The 15,500-nt window shown below is 61.1% G+C and carries 15 protein-coding genes, 2 tRNA genes and 1 pseudogene; 8 read left to right on the plus strand and 10 right to left on the minus strand.

Features of this window, described 5'->3' with window-relative positions; translation table 11 throughout:
- Positions 1 to 28 precede the first annotated feature (28 nt).
- From AC56LV_RS02945 to AC56LV_RS02955, 3 genes and pseudogenes are all read left to right on the plus strand, one after another.
- A tRNA-Pro gene (locus AC56LV_RS02945) sits at positions 29 to 105 on the plus strand.
- Between the two features lie 65 nt (positions 106 to 170).
- A tRNA-Arg gene (locus tag AC56LV_RS02950) sits at positions 171 to 247 on the plus strand.
- Positions 248 to 778: 531 nt separating this feature from the next.
- Positions 779 to 937, plus strand: a pseudogene (locus AC56LV_RS02955) (recombination protein NinG); the annotation flags it as partial.
- A gap of 81 nt (positions 938 to 1,018) precedes the next feature.
- On the opposite strand, the gene AC56LV_RS02960 reads toward AC56LV_RS02955, so the two are convergent.
- A complete protein-coding gene (locus AC56LV_RS02960) occupies positions 1,019 to 1,150 on the minus strand; it encodes a hypothetical protein (protein WP_499556793.1) in 132 nt (43 codons plus the stop codon).
- Positions 1,151 to 1,164: 14 nt separating this feature from the next.
- On the opposite strand from AC56LV_RS02960, the gene AC56LV_RS02965 reads away from it, so the two are divergent.
- Positions 1,165 to 1,332 carry a hypothetical protein gene (locus tag AC56LV_RS02965; RefSeq protein ID WP_499556794.1) on the plus strand — a complete coding sequence of 56 codons (168 nt, stop codon included), beginning with the start codon at positions 1,165 to 1,167 and terminating at the stop codon, positions 1,330 to 1,332.
- Positions 1,333 to 1,334: 2 nt separating this feature from the next.
- On the opposite strand, the gene AC56LV_RS02970 is transcribed toward AC56LV_RS02965, so the two are convergent.
- The 5 genes from AC56LV_RS02970 to AC56LV_RS02990 all read right to left on the minus strand — a co-directional run bounded on the left by AC56LV_RS02970 (position 1,335) and on the right by AC56LV_RS02990 (position 6,738).
- Positions 1,335 to 1,937, minus strand: a complete 603-nt coding sequence (locus AC56LV_RS02970) for a PEP-CTERM sorting domain-containing protein (RefSeq protein WP_499555896.1) — start codon at positions 1,935 to 1,937, stop codon at positions 1,335 to 1,337.
- 55 nt (positions 1,938 to 1,992) lie between these two features.
- Positions 1,993 to 2,616, minus strand: a complete 624-nt coding sequence (locus tag AC56LV_RS02975) for a PEP-CTERM sorting domain-containing protein (protein ID WP_499555898.1) — start codon at positions 2,614 to 2,616, stop codon at positions 1,993 to 1,995.
- 322 nt (positions 2,617 to 2,938) lie between these two features.
- Positions 2,939 to 4,546, minus strand: a complete 1,608-nt coding sequence (locus AC56LV_RS02980; RefSeq protein ID WP_499555899.1) for a glycosyltransferase family 39 protein — start codon at positions 4,544 to 4,546, stop codon at positions 2,939 to 2,941.
- Positions 4,547 to 5,187: 641 nt separating this feature from the next.
- A complete protein-coding gene (locus AC56LV_RS02985; RefSeq protein WP_499555901.1) occupies positions 5,188 to 6,228 on the minus strand; it encodes a DUF4214 domain-containing protein in 1,041 nt (346 codons plus the stop codon).
- A 99-nt stretch (positions 6,229 to 6,327) separates the two neighbouring features.
- The gene (locus AC56LV_RS02990; protein WP_499555903.1) at positions 6,328 to 6,738 is read right to left on the minus strand and encodes a tellurite resistance TerB family protein; all 411 of its coding nucleotides are present in this window, start codon (positions 6,736 to 6,738) and stop codon (positions 6,328 to 6,330) included.
- Between the two features lie 107 nt (positions 6,739 to 6,845).
- On the opposite strand from AC56LV_RS02990, the gene AC56LV_RS02995 reads away from it, so the two are divergent.
- Positions 6,846 to 7,733: a LysR family transcriptional regulator gene (locus tag AC56LV_RS02995; protein WP_499555905.1), complete on the plus strand. Its 888-nt coding sequence runs from the start codon at positions 6,846 to 6,848 to the stop codon at positions 7,731 to 7,733.
- 16 nt (positions 7,734 to 7,749) lie between these two features.
- On the opposite strand, the gene AC56LV_RS03000 is transcribed toward AC56LV_RS02995, so the two are convergent.
- Positions 7,750 to 8,487, minus strand: coding sequence for a S24 family peptidase (locus AC56LV_RS03000; protein WP_499555907.1), 738 nt, complete (start codon positions 8,485 to 8,487; stop codon positions 7,750 to 7,752).
- A 169-nt stretch (positions 8,488 to 8,656) separates the two neighbouring features.
- Here AC56LV_RS03000 and AC56LV_RS03005 point away from each other — a divergent pair, with 169 nt between their 5' ends.
- The 3 genes from AC56LV_RS03005 (at position 8,657) to AC56LV_RS03015 (ending at position 11,302) form a co-directional block, all read left to right on the plus strand.
- Complete coding sequence (locus AC56LV_RS03005; protein WP_499555909.1) at positions 8,657 to 8,863, plus strand: hypothetical protein; 207 nt, start codon at positions 8,657 to 8,659, stop codon at positions 8,861 to 8,863.
- A gap of 97 nt (positions 8,864 to 8,960) precedes the next feature.
- Entirely contained in the window at positions 8,961 to 9,377 is a 417-nt protein-coding gene (locus AC56LV_RS03010; RefSeq protein ID WP_499555911.1) for a DUF5710 domain-containing protein, read from the plus strand.
- A gap of 59 nt (positions 9,378 to 9,436) precedes the next feature.
- A complete protein-coding gene (locus tag AC56LV_RS03015) occupies positions 9,437 to 11,302 on the plus strand; it encodes an energy transducer TonB (protein WP_499555913.1) in 1,866 nt (621 codons plus the stop codon).
- 70 nt (positions 11,303 to 11,372) lie between these two features.
- Here the strand turns inward: AC56LV_RS03015 and AC56LV_RS03020 are convergent, their stop codons facing one another.
- The 3 genes from AC56LV_RS03020 to AC56LV_RS03030 all read right to left on the minus strand — a co-directional run bounded on the left by AC56LV_RS03020 (position 11,373) and on the right by AC56LV_RS03030 (position 15,479).
- A complete protein-coding gene (locus AC56LV_RS03020; protein WP_499555915.1) occupies positions 11,373 to 12,503 on the minus strand; it encodes a DegT/DnrJ/EryC1/StrS family aminotransferase in 1,131 nt (376 codons plus the stop codon).
- Between the two features lie 15 nt (positions 12,504 to 12,518).
- Positions 12,519 to 13,847 carry a nucleotide sugar dehydrogenase gene (locus AC56LV_RS03025; RefSeq protein ID WP_258837662.1) on the minus strand — a complete coding sequence of 443 codons (1,329 nt, stop codon included), beginning with the start codon at positions 13,845 to 13,847 and terminating at the stop codon, positions 12,519 to 12,521.
- 675 nt (positions 13,848 to 14,522) lie between these two features.
- Entirely contained in the window at positions 14,523 to 15,479 is a 957-nt protein-coding gene (locus tag AC56LV_RS03030) for an N-acetylmuramoyl-L-alanine amidase-like domain-containing protein (protein WP_499555917.1), read from the minus strand.
- Positions 15,480 to 15,500: the final 21 nt, after the last annotated feature.

Genomic DNA, 15,500 nt, shown 5'->3' on the forward strand with positions numbered 1-15,500 from the left:
AATGATTGGCATATAATGTTGCCCACGGCGGAGTGTAGCGCAGCCCGGTAGCGCACCTGGTTTGGGACCAGGGGGTCCAAGGTTCGAATCCTTGTACTCCGACCAGCAAGATTCATCAGAACAGGCCGTCATCGACGGCCTGTTTTGTTTTCCGGTCTCATCGTTTTGCACCGCCCTTAGCTCAGTCGGATAGAGCAACAGCCTTCTAAGCTGTGGGTCGGGGGTTCGATTCCCTCAGGGCGGGCCAGATTCCTCGCTACTTTCAAACGCTTGCCGCATTCGCTCGCTGCCTACTCTTCGTGCAGCGCGCTAATCAATTCGGCTTGTGCTATTCAAATGTCAATTTTCCGGGTTTCACACGCTCCGGCCGCCGGCGATACACGCGCGGCGTGAGCTGACTATCGGCCCCAACGCCACTTCTTTTCCGGCATCTGCGTTTGGTCCCTGGCACGTCGCCGTGCTGGCTGCCCTTGTCTTGCTTAACTTGTACAGGCTGACTTGGATGCATCGGGTTACGCCGTCGGGGCGGCTGATCTGTGCGCTGCGGGCATTGGGGCGCTCCACAGCAACCGCTTCCAGCAGCGCGACATGACGCACAAGGTGTGCGGCCCGGACTGCGGCGCCGTGTTCGCCGTGGCCGAGCGGCAGCGTCTGGACGCCAGGCAGACCCGCGAACCCAGGGCCAGGCTAAAGACGCGCACCGAGCACCTGGCTGATGTCCAGGCCGTGTTCAACCGGTCCATCCGCGCGCGCGCCGAGGCGCTGCGCTGCATCAGCTATGGCCTGGCACCACACTGGTGTTCGAGATGCGGGCCACTACCGCTTGGACGGCGCTCAGCCGGCGCTGCGCTTCCACGAGGACGACACGCACAAGCAGTGCGTGCCCTGCAATCAGCACAAAGGCGGCAATGCCATCGAGTACCGCATCGCTCTGCGCACGCGCATCGCGACGAGCGGCTCGAGTCCTTGGAGCGCGGGCACCCGCCGGCGAAGTACACGCTTGAGGACGCCTCCATTCTTAGGTCGGCGACGTGCTCTCGGTCAGCCTGAGTGTGCGGATACCTGCGAGCTGGTCGAATTTGCGTCTCGCGCTGGCCGCTGCCGGCTCGATCGCGGTCACGAAGAAGCCCGAGGCAGACAACGTGCTCAAGGGGTGAAGGACAGGTGCAACGGGATGATCTGGCGGACGATGCGCAGGTGGTCTGCATCGTGCTCGATAAGCGGTATTCGGCAAAGCCAGAGGCGCATATCGACGTGATGGCGGGCGAGGGCGCGTCGGCGCAAGCGATCGTTTTGATAGGCCCGGATCATGGGATCGCGGGCCACGCGTGAGATTACGCCTGACAGCGGCGACGCGTGCTCAGGAAACCTATTGCTCCAATGGCTAGGAGGGCAATGCTGTCCGGCTCTGGAACAAAGGTAGGAACTATATGAGTATAAAGAGTGTCGTAATACCCACCAAGTTCATCTAGCTCCGCAGCAAACCGAGGATTGACTATCCCAACTGAGGCAGAGCCAATATGCTGACCAGCAAAGTCCTGGAAGCCTCCAATGAAAAATATCGAGCTCGTATAGTTTGCCACGTAGCTAAAATCGCCGTTAATTCCTCTCGAGAAAGTAACACCCAAGCTCGTGTATTGATCGGCCCCGAAGTCGCTGTATATACCAAAATTCGTTGGCCCTTGTCCGCGGAATGAAGTAGTGGCGTAGGTGAGCTGCGTACTTCCATCACCAGCTTGAGGTGCTAACCACATACGGAACGGACGGCCCACCCCATCAATAGAGAGATCTAGATTGAAATATGCGATCGACTTGTCAGTATCGTGCTGGATGACGTGTCCAGATAACGGTCCGTTCAGGTCGTACTGCACATAGCCCGCGGAAGCATTGACGGAAAAAAGTGCACCGGCGGCAAGTGCGATAATTGATTTGATCATTTTATAATTTATAGATATTGGATCGAAATTAAATTCTTGTAGGTCGATCGGTTTCTTACGCTTGACGACGACTGCGAATGTTCAGAAGGCCGAATGCGCCAACGGCCAGCAGTGCAAGGCTCGTTGGTTCAGGAATGTCACTGACATTGGGGCCAATGTAAAGTGGCACAAAGCGGGTATTGAGATTGTCGTAATAGCCGCCCATCTGATCCAGGCTACGCACGAAGTCAGGATTTATTTTCCCAACCGTTGCATAGCCAGTATGTTGACCATCGAATTGCTCATATCCATTTGAGAACATGATCGAGCTCGAATACTTTGCGACGTAATTGTATCTCCCGTCTGCACCACGCGCGAAGGCTATGTTGAAGTACGTCCGTTGGTCGCCTCCAAAATCGCTGTAAATGCCGAAGTTCGATGGACCGTTTCCAATGAAATGGGTCTGAGCATAGGTAAGCTGAGTGGCGCCTTCCGAGTGCTGCTGCTGAAAATTAAAGCGGAAGCCAGATGGCGTTCCGTTAATTTTTACGTCAAAGTTGAAGTACGCCATCGACTGGTCGGTGTCGTGTTGGACAAACGTGCCTGAGACGGGTCCAGTCAGCTCATATTGCACGTACCCAGCGGATGCGTTCATTGAGAAAAGGGCGCCAGCTGCGATTGCGATGATGGTCTTGATCATTTTTGTAATTGATAGAGTTAGATCGGAGCCAACCGTCTAGCAATTCCCGTGCCAGCGGGAAATACCTATAAGTTTCATGCACTTGCAAGAGCAATAATATGTGACTTTGTTATGTTGTAAAAAATACCGACAGTAGCGAAGCCGGGTCAGGAAACCAATTCCACAGCGCCCCGGGCATGGATCCTTGCTGTGCAGTGAACAAGCTCGAAGGCTGGCTTGGCTCAGCGCCCAAATACCATGCGTTCCAGAAGCAATAGATGAGCAACGTGTTTCTCGCCGCGATACCGTGCTCCTCCATGCAGGCAATGGAGAAGCGCGGGAATCACGGCTGCATCGGTTGCAGAATGCCTGGCTGTCGCGAGGACGCGCTCTTGTATTCCCATAGCGTGCGCTGGGGATATGCCGCCTTCACTTCGGATAACGTTGTTTTGTCGCAGGACACATAGATAACATCTATTTGCGCCGCTTTGTCCGGATCACCAAGTTCGATGCCATTACGGGCTGCGTTATAACCTTCCAGTTTGGCGTAGATATCTTCCCGGTCCGAGTGCGTGTCGACACAGACGACGGCGTTGGTCAAGCCATCAGCTTTTATCCGTTCATACATCTCGAACTTGCTCTGCGTTATATCGCGCAATGCAAATACGAGGAACACTGACATGATTCCAGCGTAGATGATCGAGAGGGCAATGGTTTTACGATAGAGGTAGCGCCATCCGCCATGAAACAGCGGGAGAGCTGACCCGATCGTGACGACCGCAAGCGGCCAAAAATCGAGATAGTAGCGAGGGCCGATGCGAAAACCTGGGTGAAGCGGATAGAAAACGAAGATCAGAATACCGATCGGAAAAATCAGGTCAGCACCCACAAACCGTTTGTTCCTGATAATTTTCCAGAGCGCTGCCAACCAAATCACATGTATCAAGGGACTCGTAAAGAGCGCCAATTCTGCGTGGTGTACTGCGGTGTGTCGCAAGCCGATCAGAATGGACGGCAAGTCGAAGTACAGGTGGTCTACTGTGCGTCCTGCATACCAGTACACAGGCATCGTCGGGTGACCGGTAATCGCATATTGGTAGGCCAGCAATCCAATCAGGAACGGCGCACCGCCAAGGGTGATCAACATGGCTTTGGATACCAGCCGTCCACCGCGAACTTGCTCCACCGCGACAGCGACAATGACTGCCAGCGCTGCAACATTACGTGTCAGGCCGAGCATTCCGATGCAGATGCCAAGTGCTATTAACAGAGCAGCGCGCGGCGCTTGCGTGACCTTATGTGAAACCAGCATCGTCACGGCAGCAAGGGCAGCTGCGGATGTATGAGAAAAGAGCGATCCACCATGTAACAGAACAAATGGCGAGATAACAAAAAACAAAACGGACAGCCAGGCTGCTTCGCGATTTGCGCGCGCTTTTACCAGTTCGTACACAGCATAGGCGGCAATGAGTGTGCAGGCGCCGTTGGCCAGGCGGCCGGTTGGAAACGATCCTCCAAACAGGGCCAATATCAGAGGCCAGCCAGGGGGATATTGCGCAACCCACTTGCCGTCCTTCACCCAGATGTAATACGTGGATTGTGCGTCACCGAGTGGTGGTGGCGAATTCCAGAGCCGAAGTGCTCTGAACGTGTCGGCCTCAAACAGATAGGCATACTCATCTGCACACCAGGCATGGTTGGTAAACGAATAAAACCCGACAACAGCGCAACATGCCATCGTCAGTATCAGCAGCACGCTCAATGAATATGGCTTTTGCTCAGGAAAACGCGGCGTGCCTGAAAATAGTAACGCGAACCCCATGCACAACGCTGAAAGCGTGATGATGGCGAAGCTGTCCATGCGCGGTTTATAGTGGCTGCCTAAAAAGACGGCGTCTCCATGCAGCAAATTAAAATAGATAAATCCTAAAGTGATAAACGCGATGATCATCGCGATCGTATTGCGGTAAGACGCGGGGCGTTCAGTGCGCACAGCTAGCCAAGTCGGCATTGATCAACCTTGCCGCGCGAGATCGCGCATCAGAAACACGGGCACCGCCCGTCCGGCCAGATCATTTGCAATCGAGGCACCTGCTGGTCGCATTTTGCAATCAGCCAAGGAACCATTTATCTTCAATACCAATTCATTTCTCCGGTTCGGCCGCAGGAAGCGCGTGTAAGGGGGTAGACGCGAAATTCCACCCAAAAAGCGTCTTGAAAAAATTGCAAAATTATAGACTTTTTTACAAGATAACCAATGTCTTTTTGTGTTGGTTTGATTTTTTTTTCCGTGGAAAGAATGAATTAACAACAACTTCGCTCTGCGGCGTAGTGACCATCAGGCCTTGTCTCGGTAAACGCGCGCAATTCAAGGACATTGATGTCTGAACACTGAGCTGGCGTGCTGTTCTCAATCGACTTTCGACAAGAGTAAGCACGTGGATGGGGAGAGCCAGAAACCGCATGGCGCAGGCGAGCACTGCGCCATGTTGATCAGACGAGAAAAAGGCCGTTAGAGCAACGGCCTTTCAAGTTGTAAGTCGGGCGGCCGGCTCCTTCAAGCCGGGCGCCGCTTTGGAGCGCGGTTTCCCATCACGTCACGATGAACTCATACCCAGCCTGCAACGAGCCGACGACCTGCGCCTGGTTTTCCGCACTTTCGCTAAATTGCACGAAGAGGTCAGCCTTGGTAATCGCATGGCGTTCCAGCGCGTCAAGCCAGTAGGCGAAGCCGGCGGCGTCCGGTGCCCGGTCCAGCACATTCGCATAGAGCGCCGTGACGAGCGCGGCGTCCGTGGGCGCGGCGCCGTACTGGCTCTTGAATTCGGGCGAATCGACGAATGCCTGCGCCACTGACCTCAACGACTGGCCCTGGCCCATTTGCCCGATCCAGTAACCCAGCCCGTCCGCGTCGGGCGTGCGATCGAACGCAGCCTGGTACAAGCGATAAGCCTCGGCAGGAAAGCCCTGCGTTTCATACGAGATGAAGGCGCCATCGTCGAACGACAGGCGCTCGACGCTGCGCAGGATATCGGTGCCGTCGTAGCCCACCAGGTCGGTCACGGTGATCGCGCCATCGCGCAGGCTGACGGTGTATTCGTTGCGCCGGCCTTCCAGCACGAAGGTATCGATGCCTGCGCCGCCATCGACGATGTCATTCGTGCGCGTGCCGTACAAGGTATCGTGCGCGTCCGTGCCGACGATCCAAGTGGTCGTGGGCAAGCGGCTCTCGTACACGTTCACGCTGGCGTAGGTGTCGTAATAATCCTGATCCCATGAGGCGTTGATGTAGTACCAGCCCGTATAGGCTGCCGTGAACGCTGCGTAATCGTAGCCGTAGGCGCCACTGCCGTCGTCCGCGGCAATGGCATTGCCGGCGTCGTCGTAAATCCGTAGCAGGAAGGGATCGTAATAGCTGCTGCTTTGCACCGTGTAACCCATGCCGGCGGTGGCATGGAACACGAAAATATCGTCCTCGCCCGCATACGGATCGGTTGTGCTGTAGCGAGCGGTGCGGCCGTAGAACTGGCCGAGTTCGGGGTCCCGCACGGGATCGAGTTCGAGGCGCCAGGCCCAGTTCATTTCCGACCGGGTCAGGTCATCCAGAAAATCCAGCGTGGGGTAGGCGGACATGGCAGGCCTCGGGCATTGGGATGCCCCGATTATAGGCCTGGCAATATCCGCCAATGCGCCGACATGGTTACGCTTTGTAAGTGCCGTGCGGTACGGTCATCACGCTGCGGCCGGGAACGGCTCGCTGCCGTCACCCCACGCCGCCAGCGCGCGGCGCAGCAGGCGACGCTCGCGGTGATCGATCATCTGGTCGGCCCGCACGATCTCGAGCATGCCCTTGAGCACCAGCGCGCGCAGCGCTGGATCCTGCACTTCGTCCAGCAGCGCGTCGATCGTCGCCGGTTCGATTTCGACCATGCCGGCAGCGTGGTTCGTGCTGTGGGCCAGCAGATCCTGGGTCAGCTCGCCGGCGGCATCGTCGAATGTGTCTTCGCTTACGCCCAGCACCTCGAGTACGCCGCTGCGGTGCAGCGTCTTGAGCTCCTGGGGCGCCAGGCGGCCGTCGGCGATCATCGCCAGGGCCAGCAGGCGGCTCATGGCCTTGGGACTGTCGGTTGGGTAATTTCTCATTGCTTCCTCGCTTCATGTGAACTGAGTCACCAATATACGATTGCGCAATGCTAAAGTAAAATCGAATAATCTTTAGCAATTCTCAATATTTTTGGTGGTAATGGCGAATGAACTACAAGCACCTGCAGTACTTTCATGCAGTCGCTACGGCGGGCAGCGTCGTGCGCGCGGCCGAGCAGTTGCACGTCTCGGCACAGGCAATCAGCACGCAATTGCAACTGCTGGAAAACCAGTTTGGCGAGGAACTGCTACGCAAGAAAGGGCGCGGGCTGGTGCTGACCGAAGCTGGCAAAACCGTCCTGCGCTATACGGACCAGATCTTCAGTCTCGGTAATGAACTGGAGCAGGCGGTACGGCGTGGCCTGTTCACCGAGACCGAGACATTGCGGGTGGGCCTGTGCGACGTGATCGCCAAGACGATGGCCTTCCGGCTACTGCAACCTGCCCGTGACGCAGGGCTTGCCATGCACCTGGTCTGTCGCGAAGGGCAATTTGGCGACCTGATGGAAGACCTCAGCGCGCACCGCCTCGACCTGTTGATCTCGGACCAGGGTTTGCCGCCCGGCGGCGCCGTGCGCGGCCACAGTCATTTGCTCGGATCGAGCACCGTGACGGTCGTGGCGCACCCGGACGTGTGCCAGCGCTGGGCCGGCGATTTTCCGCAGCGCCTGAAAGGCGCGCCATTCCTGATGCCGGGCCAGGGCGCGGCCCTGCACAGCCAGCTGATGGCCTGGCTCGAGGCCCAGGGCCTGCGCCCGATCGTCGTCGGCGAATTCGATGACGGTGCGCTGCTGGGCGCCTTTGCTGGCGCCGGTGCGGGCTTCATGGCGGCCCCGACCGTGCTCGCGGACTCACTGTGCGCGCAATACGGTCTGGCGCCAGTGGGGGTGATCGACGCCATTGTCGAGCAGGTCTATGCCGTGACCGTCGAGCGCCGGGTACACCATCCGGCGCTGCGGCGCATTCTGGAACGGGCGCCGCAGGTGTTCGCCTGACAGCGGGCGGCGCCTGTCAGATGCGGTCGCTTTCCTTGCGCACGACGCGGCCGATCACGATGCACTCGTCGCCCTGGCATAGCCTTCGGTGGTAGGTGCGCTGGTCCGGGTTGTCGGAGGTGAGCCACCACTGGGCTGCCTCGCGCGCCAGGCGCTTGACGACGGCTTCGCCCTCGACATTGAACGCGAATACGGCGCCTGCGACCGGCTTGGTGTCGAGCGTGTTGATGACGACGATGTCGCCGGCGTATAGCGAAGGCTCCATGCTTTCGCCCTTGACGTAGATCGCGATCAGATGCGAGGGACTGTACTGGTTGCGCTCCAGCCAGGTGCGGCGCATGCCGAGCGTGCCGCCATCGCGCGCTTCCGGCTCGGCCCGGTACCCGGTGATGCCCGCTGACAAGCGCAGCTTGACCATTGGAATGGGCACAAAGGCGTCGTCATCGCCTTCGGCCACCACGCGAAGTAGGTTGGGCAACCCTGGCAGCCCAGGCAGGCCGGGCACGGCGCTGCCGTCATGTGCCGGGCCACCGCCCAGCGGCGCCAGAATGTCGGCCGGCAAGCGGCAGCCGGTGACCCGGGAAATCGCCAGCAACTGCTTCAGGTTGGGGCTGTGCTTTTCATTTTCCCAGTGCGAGATATTGGCCTTGGTATGGCCACGTTCGGTACCGAGTTCAAGCGCAAGACGGGCGCCCAGCGCCGTGCCGGACAAGCCGGCGGCGGTGCGCGCTTCTTTCACCCAGTTAGCAATCATTGTTTGTAGGTCCATATGCTTATGGTAAAGGAAATCTATACATTGAAGTATAGCTTTTCTTTACTGCTGTGGTATAGTTTTCCTATACTTTCATCCATCGCATTGATGTGGCGCAGGGTAGGCGTGGGCTTGCCGGTGCAGGTAACGCCGCAAGCACAGGGGAGACACGATGATCATTGAAACATTCCAGCGTCTGATGGACGCGAACCTGGCCGGACTGGCCACCGACTTGACGCTGACAGATATCGGCGCGCTGATCGGCATGTTCAGCGCCTTGCTGAGCACCATCGGCAACTTGCTGTATACCTGGCGCAAGGATCGGCGCGAGCAACGCGACAGCGACGCCGCCTGGGCCCGGCGCCAGAAGGAGCCTTGAGTCTGATGCTGGCTGGCGTCCCTGGCGCGGTCCGGCGACCAGTCCGGCGCGGTAGAATAGCAATCCGCAAGCACATCGATCCCGGAGCAGTTCGCACATGGTTTTTCTCACCGTCCCCTACGCCGAAAAGGACGCCGCCAAGGCGCTCGGCGCCCGCTGGAATCCCACCCGCCGCCGCTGGTATGTGGCCGATGGCGTCGCTACTGAGCCATTTGCCAAGTGGATTGATGCTGCATCTGCGTCTGCATCCACCTCGGCATCTGCCCCAGCCGGCGGTGCAGCCAGGTCTGGGGCCAAGGCGGGTTCCGGTCGGGTGGACAGCTACCAGGGCAAGACGGTGGTTGGCGTGAATTACGTGGCGCTGGATCACGATTGCAATCCACTCGAAGAATGCCCGAGCTGCCGGCAGACACTGGAAGGTACGCCGTGGTGGCAGGCACGCACCAGCCTGGCGGCGCTGGTCGGTGGTATGCCGGGCACGTCCAATATCCGGACGCCAGGCAAGGCGGCGTGATCGCCATACGGCCGCGTTAACGCTAAGATGCAAGCCTGACAATACCTCCCCACGACGCCATGCATCCTGCCACCGCGAGCACGCGCCGCGCCGGCCACGCCCGCAGCAACCGGCGCCTGGCAGGCGGTATTGCCATTTCGGTGCTGCTGCATGCATTGCTGTTGTCGCTGCAGTTCGGCGTGCCGGGCAGCGATGCCGGCGGTGGCGGACCGCTCAGCGTTGTGCTCGCGCCAGCGGCTGTGCCTGCGCCGCCCCCTCTGCCAGCGCATGTACCTGAGCCGGCGCCAACCGTCGCTGCTGTGCCAGCGCCGCAAGTCCCAACACCTGTCCAGCCCCCGCCTGCGCTGCCCGTCGCCGCTGTCCCGCCAGCGCCAGCGCCGGCGCCTGCGCGCGGCTTGCATCTGGTCGATCTGCCGCCCCCACCGCCGCCGCAGCAGCCGTCGGTTGTGCAGGCTGCAGTGGCGCCGAAGACACGCCCGCGTCGCCCAGTGCCAGTGGCGCCCAAGCGTGTTCTGCGCGACGTGGCGACGCCCGTGATTGCCATGGAAGCGAACCCGGAATCCGAGTTCACTGTTGCGGTGCCGTTGCCCGAGGTTGACGCCAGCTCGCTGCCAACGGTTACCGAGCCGGTCGACGCGCCCGAGGAAGTGGCGGTCAGCGAGATACCAGTCGTCCCGGAACCTGTCGTGGATGCCGAGGCGGAGCGCGTGGCGCGTGAGCAGGCGATGCAGCAGGAGCTTGCCTTGCAGCGAGAGCAGGAGCAGGCGCGGCTGGCACAGGCACAGGTGGATGCGCAACGCAACGCTGCCGAAGCAAGCAGGCTCGCCGAGCAGCAACAGCAACAGCAACAGCTAGTGCAGCAGCAAGTGCTGCGCGATCAGGAGGCGCTGCTGGAGCGTGAACGACAGGCCGCCGCGTCGCGCGACCTGGCCGCACAGCGCGCGGCGCAGGAAGCGGCGACGCAGGAAGCCCTGGCGCAGGCCCAGTTACAAGCACGCCAGCGCGCCGAGGATGCCGCGCGGCGCGTGGTGCAGGAAGCAGCTGAGCGGCAACGCAGCGAGGAACTGGCACAGCGCAGGCTGACCGAGGAGCGCGCACGCCAGCAAGCGGACGAGCGCCAGCGCAACGAGGAAATCGCACAGCGCAGGCTGGCCGAGGAACAGGCGCGTCAACAAGCCGCCGAACGCCAGCGCGTCGAGGAACTGGCGCAGCGCAGGCTCGCCGAGGAACGCGCACGCCAGCAAGCGGCCGAGCAGGCGCGCGTGGACGCCGAGCGGCTGGCGCGGGGCGCTGCCGAAGAAGCGGCCCGTCAGGCGGCGCAGCGCGTGCAGGCGCAGGCTGCCGGACCCGCTGCGGGAGCAGGCGCCGGACCAGTCGCTGGCGGTGCTGCCGCCACGCGCACGGACGGCGTTGGCGCCGGCGTCGGCATGGGCAGCGGTGCAGGCGCCCAGCCGGGGCCGGGCGTCATGGCTGGCTTGCCCGGCAATCGCGCACGCGAGTTGCTGCGCGGGGTAACGATCCCGAACGTGGACGGCTCCGGCTTGCCGCGCGATCGGCCGGCCGGCAACCGTCGCGTGGTGGCCGACGGCGGCGAGCGCGATGCGCCGCTGCGCTTGTACGTTGACAGCGTGCGACAGAAACTCGAGCGCAACGCGGTGCTCGGCGGCGCGCGCCTGTCGCTGCGCGACGTCCGCATCGATCCCCTGGTAAGCGTTTCGCTGCGCAGCGACGGCAGTATCGACGAGATCACCATCGTGCGTTCGAGCGGCCGCGCCGACATGGACGATGCCGTGCGCCGCTTCGTGCGCCTGAACGCCCGCTACGCTGCGTTTCCGCCGAATGTCGCCGCGAACTTCGATGTGATCGAGATCCGCCGTGTCTGGCGCTTTGCCGAGGGACTCAAGCTCGTCGAAGAGATGCGCTGACGCCTTCTGGTCGATCGCAATCGCCGCCGGTCATCAACCGGACGAGGTTCGGCCGCTCGCGGCCATCGCGTCATCCCAAAAGTTCGACCGATTCCACGCCCCGCGCTTGCAGCTGCTCCGTTACACGCAGCAGGCACTGGGCCACATGACGGACATCCGCCGCCACCAGGTGAGGCCCGATCGGCAAGCTCAGCAGGGATGATGCCATCGCGTCGGCGACGGGGCACGACGCATCGGCCGCCAGCTGGGCGTAGGCAGGCTGCCGGTGCACCGGCACCGGGTAGTGCACGGCAGTCGGGACGCCAGCGTGCTCCAGGATGGCGCGCACCTGCTCGCGCTGCTCGACCAGCACCGCATACCCCGCACAGGCGCTGGTGCGGTCGGGGCGGCAGCCAACGACGGACAGGTGCGGCTGCAGCATCTCGTCGTACGCAGCCGCGATGCGGCGGCGCTGCCTGATGTCCCAATCGAACCGTTCCAGCCTGGCCAGCACGATCGCGCATTGCAGCGTCGCCATGCAAGCATCGTGGCCAAAACGGTTGTGCGCATGGCGACGCGCCTGACTGTGCATGCGGATATCGCGCATCGCGCCCGCGAACGCATCGTCGTTCGTGAAGAGGGCGCCGCCATCGCCATAGCAACCGAGCGGGTTGGTCGGGAAAAAGCTCGTGCAGCCGATCGTCGACAGATTGCCGCTCTGGCGCCCGCGGTAGGTAGCGCCAAAACTCTGTGCGCCGTCTTCGATCACGGCAAGCCCGTGGCGGGCGGCGATGCTGTTGATGGCGTCCATGTCTGGCGGCTGGCCGTATAGCGCGACCGGTATGACCGCGCGCGTGGCCGGCGTGATCGCTCCTTCGATCAGCTGCGGATCGAGCGTGCACGTGGCGCGCTCGATGTCGGCGAACACGGGCCTGGCGCCGACCAGCACGATCGCTTTGGCCGCCGCACTGGCGGCAAACGGCGTGGTGATGACGTCGTCACCTGGCCCGATGCCAAGCGCCATCAGGGCGATCGCCAGTGCCGTGGTACCAGAGGACGCAGTGATGCAATGGCGCGCGCCCGTGTCGCCGGCCAGGCGTTGTTCCAGTTCGGCGACTTCAGGCCCCATGATGTATTGGCCGTGGTCGAGAACGGCCTGGATGCGGCTGTTGATCAGGCTGCGCGACGGTTCGTCTTGCGATCGCGGGTCGATGGATTGCATGCGCTGTCCCTGGTCTCAAGCCTGCACGACGTTGGGCGAGCGGTTCGGAAACACCCCGCGCGTATCCACGATCAGGCTGGCGTTCTGGCGCACGAGTTCATAGTCGAAGGCGCTGTGGCCGGTGGCCAGCAGCACCACGTCATACGAGGCGAGCGACGCCGGTGTCAGTTCGACGCTGGACAGGTCGAAGTGATGCTCGCGCATGCGCGGGAAGACCGGCACATGGGGGTCGGAATACTCGACCACGGCGCCACGCGCGCGCAGCAATTCCATCAGCGCCACCGAGGGTGACTCGCGCATGTCTTCCACGTCTTTCTTGTAGGCGATACCCAGCACCAGGATGCGGCTGCCCATGACGGCGCGGCTGCGGCTGTTCAGCGCGTCGGCCACCTTGGCGATTACCCAGGCTGGCATGTCGCTGTTGATCTCGCCGGCCAGCTCGATGAAACGGGTGTGCAGCCCGAACTGGCGCGCCTTCCAGGTGAGATAGAACGGGTCGATCGGGATGCAGTGACCGCCCAGGCCTGGACCGGGATAGTAGGCGGTGAAGCCGAACGGCTTGGTCGCGGCGGCCCGGATGACTTCGTGGATGTCGATGTCCATGCGGTCGGCGATGATTTTCATCTCGTTGACCAAGCCGATGTTGACGGCGCGGTGAATGTTTTCCAGCAGCTTGGTCAGTTCGGCCGCGCGGGTCGAGCTGACCGGGACGACGGTGTCGATCGCCTGCCGGTACAGGGCCAGGCCGGCTTCCAGGCAGGCGTCGGTGGAGCCGCCGCAAATCTTGGGAATGGTGCGGGTGTGGAAGTCGGGGTTACCGGGGTCTTCGCGTTCGGGCGAGAACACGAGGAACACATCGTGGCCGACGCGCAGGCCGCGCGCTTCCAGGCGGGGCCGCAGTTCTTCTTCGGTGGTGCCGGGATAGGTGGTGCTTTCAAGTGACAGCAACTGTCCGGGGCGCATATGGGGCAGTAGCGACTCGACGGTGCCGATCACGTACGACAAATCGGGCTCGCGGTACGCGGTGAGGGGCGTAGGGACGCAGATGATCAGTGCATCGGCTTCGACCACGCGCGAAAAGTCGCTGCTGGCAACCAGCCCGGCGGCGCGCGCCGCAGCGATTGTCGGCCCCTTGATATGGGCGATATAGCTCTCGCCCCGGTTGAGCTGGTCGACCTTGGCGGCGTCGATGTCGATCCCCAGTACGTGAAAGCCCTCGGCAGCGTAGCGCAGCGCAAGTGGCAGCCCGACGTAGCCAAGGCCAATGATGCCGATCACGGCGTGGCGCTCACGCAGCCGGGTCAGCAGCTGCTCCAGGTGAACTGATTTGATCTCGTCTCGCATGGGTTCCTCGACAGTGACAGTGGCAGAAACAGTGGCAGTAACAATGGCAGATGCAGGTAAATTAAAACCGGCAATTACTCAGGATGATCGCGCAGCAGCGTGTTATTGGCGTTGTGCCGCCTGAGTCATCGAAGGCATGACTGACTTTGAATCAATTGGCTAATAGTGCGATGAAAAAAAATAACATAATGCGAAAATAAATAACTCTGTCGAAAGAAAAGAACGATCTTTGAAAACAAGCGACGCGTCTACGTTAAAAGCAATTGCTGCATCTGCCTGGCACCATGCTGTACGCAGAGCGGCCACCATGAAGCACTGTTGAGCAGGCGTGGCAAGCATTTCGTCGCTTGAAAAATCGGCTACTACACTCCAAGAAATTGATTCGGGAAACTAATAAAGAAATGGGCCACGATTGCTTCGATATACGGATCGAATTACCACGGAATTGAGCGCCCGTTATTCGCGAGTTGATTATCCGACCCTGAGTGGATGGCGGAATTGAGGTCACTCAACAGCGCTCAGGGATATCAGCGATCAAGCGTTATTCAAACGGTTTGATGAAAATAGAAATAGAATCAGGGAATTAAATTTCTAATTCCCTATTTCTTGAATGAAGATTCAAACGTAGGAGGGTAACGTTCCCGGCCCGGCAAGCAGGGAACGCAAAGCAATGTATTACGCGCCCGGGTGGCCAGGGCGCGGCTGCGGCGCCATTGGCGGCACCGTGATCGTCTCGTTCAGGCGCAGGAACTTGAAGCCGGCCAGCATCTGGCCGGGCTTGCCGGCGCGCGCATTGTCCGCTTCGCGTCCGGCCACCCGCGCCATGTACGACGCGAACGTTTCTTCGCGCACCTTCGGCGCCGACGAATGCAGGAAGTGCCGCTCGCCGTTTGGCCCCAGCACCACCAGGCCCACGTGCGAGGCCCAGTACTCGCCGTTGCGGGTCGAGATCACGTTGACGAAGTCGCCTTCCTGCAACTTGTCGAGGATGGCGGCCACGCGGTCTTTCGGCACGTAGGTCTGGCGGCTCGTTTCGACGGGAATGTCGCGCACCGTGTTGTGGCGCGTGCGCAGAAAGCGCGCGCGGTCGACGCGCATGTCATAGCCGGGGCCGTTCGGGCCGGCCAGGTCGGCGCTGATGTCGGTGACCAGCCAGCGGTTGGCCACGTTCCAGTCCAGCTCGGTGTAATGGTTGCGCGTGGCCACGCCGATCACGCCGTCACGGTAGCGGATCCGCTGCAGCATCCAGAAGAATTCTTCCCACGATTGCGACAGCGCCATCGCATACGTGTGTTCCGCAAAGACGACGCAATCGCTTTGTTCGAGACTGTACATCGGCAAGCTGTCGTGGATCTCGAACGGGAACTCGCCCAGCAGGTTCAGTGAGTACGGCTGGCCGATGTTCTGGCGGCCGATCGCAGCGATGCGCTTGCGCAGGTCGGGCTGCGCGCTCTGCATGTGCGGGATGTACTGGCCGGTCTCGAACGGCGTCATCTTGTAGATCGGCTTGTCCAGCAGGGCCGCCAGCGGCGTGGGTGGCGGCGGCGCGCCCGGGATTGGCGGCGTGGCGGCAGGGGGACTGGCGCAGCCGGTCAGGACGGCGCTGGCAAGAAGCAGGCAGGCAAGGCGCATGGCGGTCATCTCGGGAGAGGG

This window comes from Telluria sp. RB2R28 (assembly GCF_059685835.1).

What these genes read in the sequence shown, in the direction of transcription:
- AC56LV_RS02995 (WP_499555905.1), top strand. Translation starts at nt 6,846, where the DNA reads ATGAACTACAAGCACCTGCAGTACTTTCATGCAGTCGCTACGGCGGGC.
- AC56LV_RS02975 (WP_499555898.1), bottom strand. Translation starts at nt 2,616, where the DNA reads ATGATCAAGACCATCATCGCAATCGCAGCTGGCGCCCTTTTCTCAATG.
- AC56LV_RS03030 (WP_499555917.1), bottom strand. Translation starts at nt 15,479, where the DNA reads ATGCGCCTTGCCTGCCTGCTTCTTGCCAGCGCCGTCCTGACCGGCTGC.
- AC56LV_RS03010 (WP_499555911.1), top strand. Translation starts at nt 8,961, where the DNA reads ATGGTTTTTCTCACCGTCCCCTACGCCGAAAAGGACGCCGCCAAGGCG.
- AC56LV_RS02980 (WP_499555899.1), bottom strand. Translation starts at nt 4,546, where the DNA reads ATGATCATCGCGTTTATCACTTTAGGATTTATCTATTTTAATTTGCTG.
- AC56LV_RS03020 (WP_499555915.1), bottom strand. Translation starts at nt 12,503, where the DNA reads ATGCAATCCATCGACCCGCGATCGCAAGACGAACCGTCGCGCAGCCTG.
- AC56LV_RS02970 (WP_499555896.1), bottom strand. Translation starts at nt 1,937, where the DNA reads ATGATCAAATCAATTATCGCACTTGCCGCCGGTGCACTTTTTTCCGTC.
- AC56LV_RS03025 (WP_258837662.1), bottom strand. Translation starts at nt 13,847, where the DNA reads ATGCGAGACGAGATCAAATCAGTTCACCTGGAGCAGCTGCTGACCCGG.
- AC56LV_RS03005 (WP_499555909.1), top strand. Translation starts at nt 8,657, where the DNA reads ATGATCATTGAAACATTCCAGCGTCTGATGGACGCGAACCTGGCCGGA.
- AC56LV_RS03015 (WP_499555913.1), top strand. Translation starts at nt 9,437, where the DNA reads ATGCATCCTGCCACCGCGAGCACGCGCCGCGCCGGCCACGCCCGCAGC.
- AC56LV_RS03000 (WP_499555907.1), bottom strand. Translation starts at nt 8,487, where the DNA reads ATGATTGCTAACTGGGTGAAAGAAGCGCGCACCGCCGCCGGCTTGTCC.
- AC56LV_RS02990 (WP_499555903.1), bottom strand. Translation starts at nt 6,738, where the DNA reads ATGAGAAATTACCCAACCGACAGTCCCAAGGCCATGAGCCGCCTGCTG.
- AC56LV_RS02985 (WP_499555901.1), bottom strand. Translation starts at nt 6,228, where the DNA reads ATGTCCGCCTACCCCACGCTGGATTTTCTGGATGACCTGACCCGGTCG.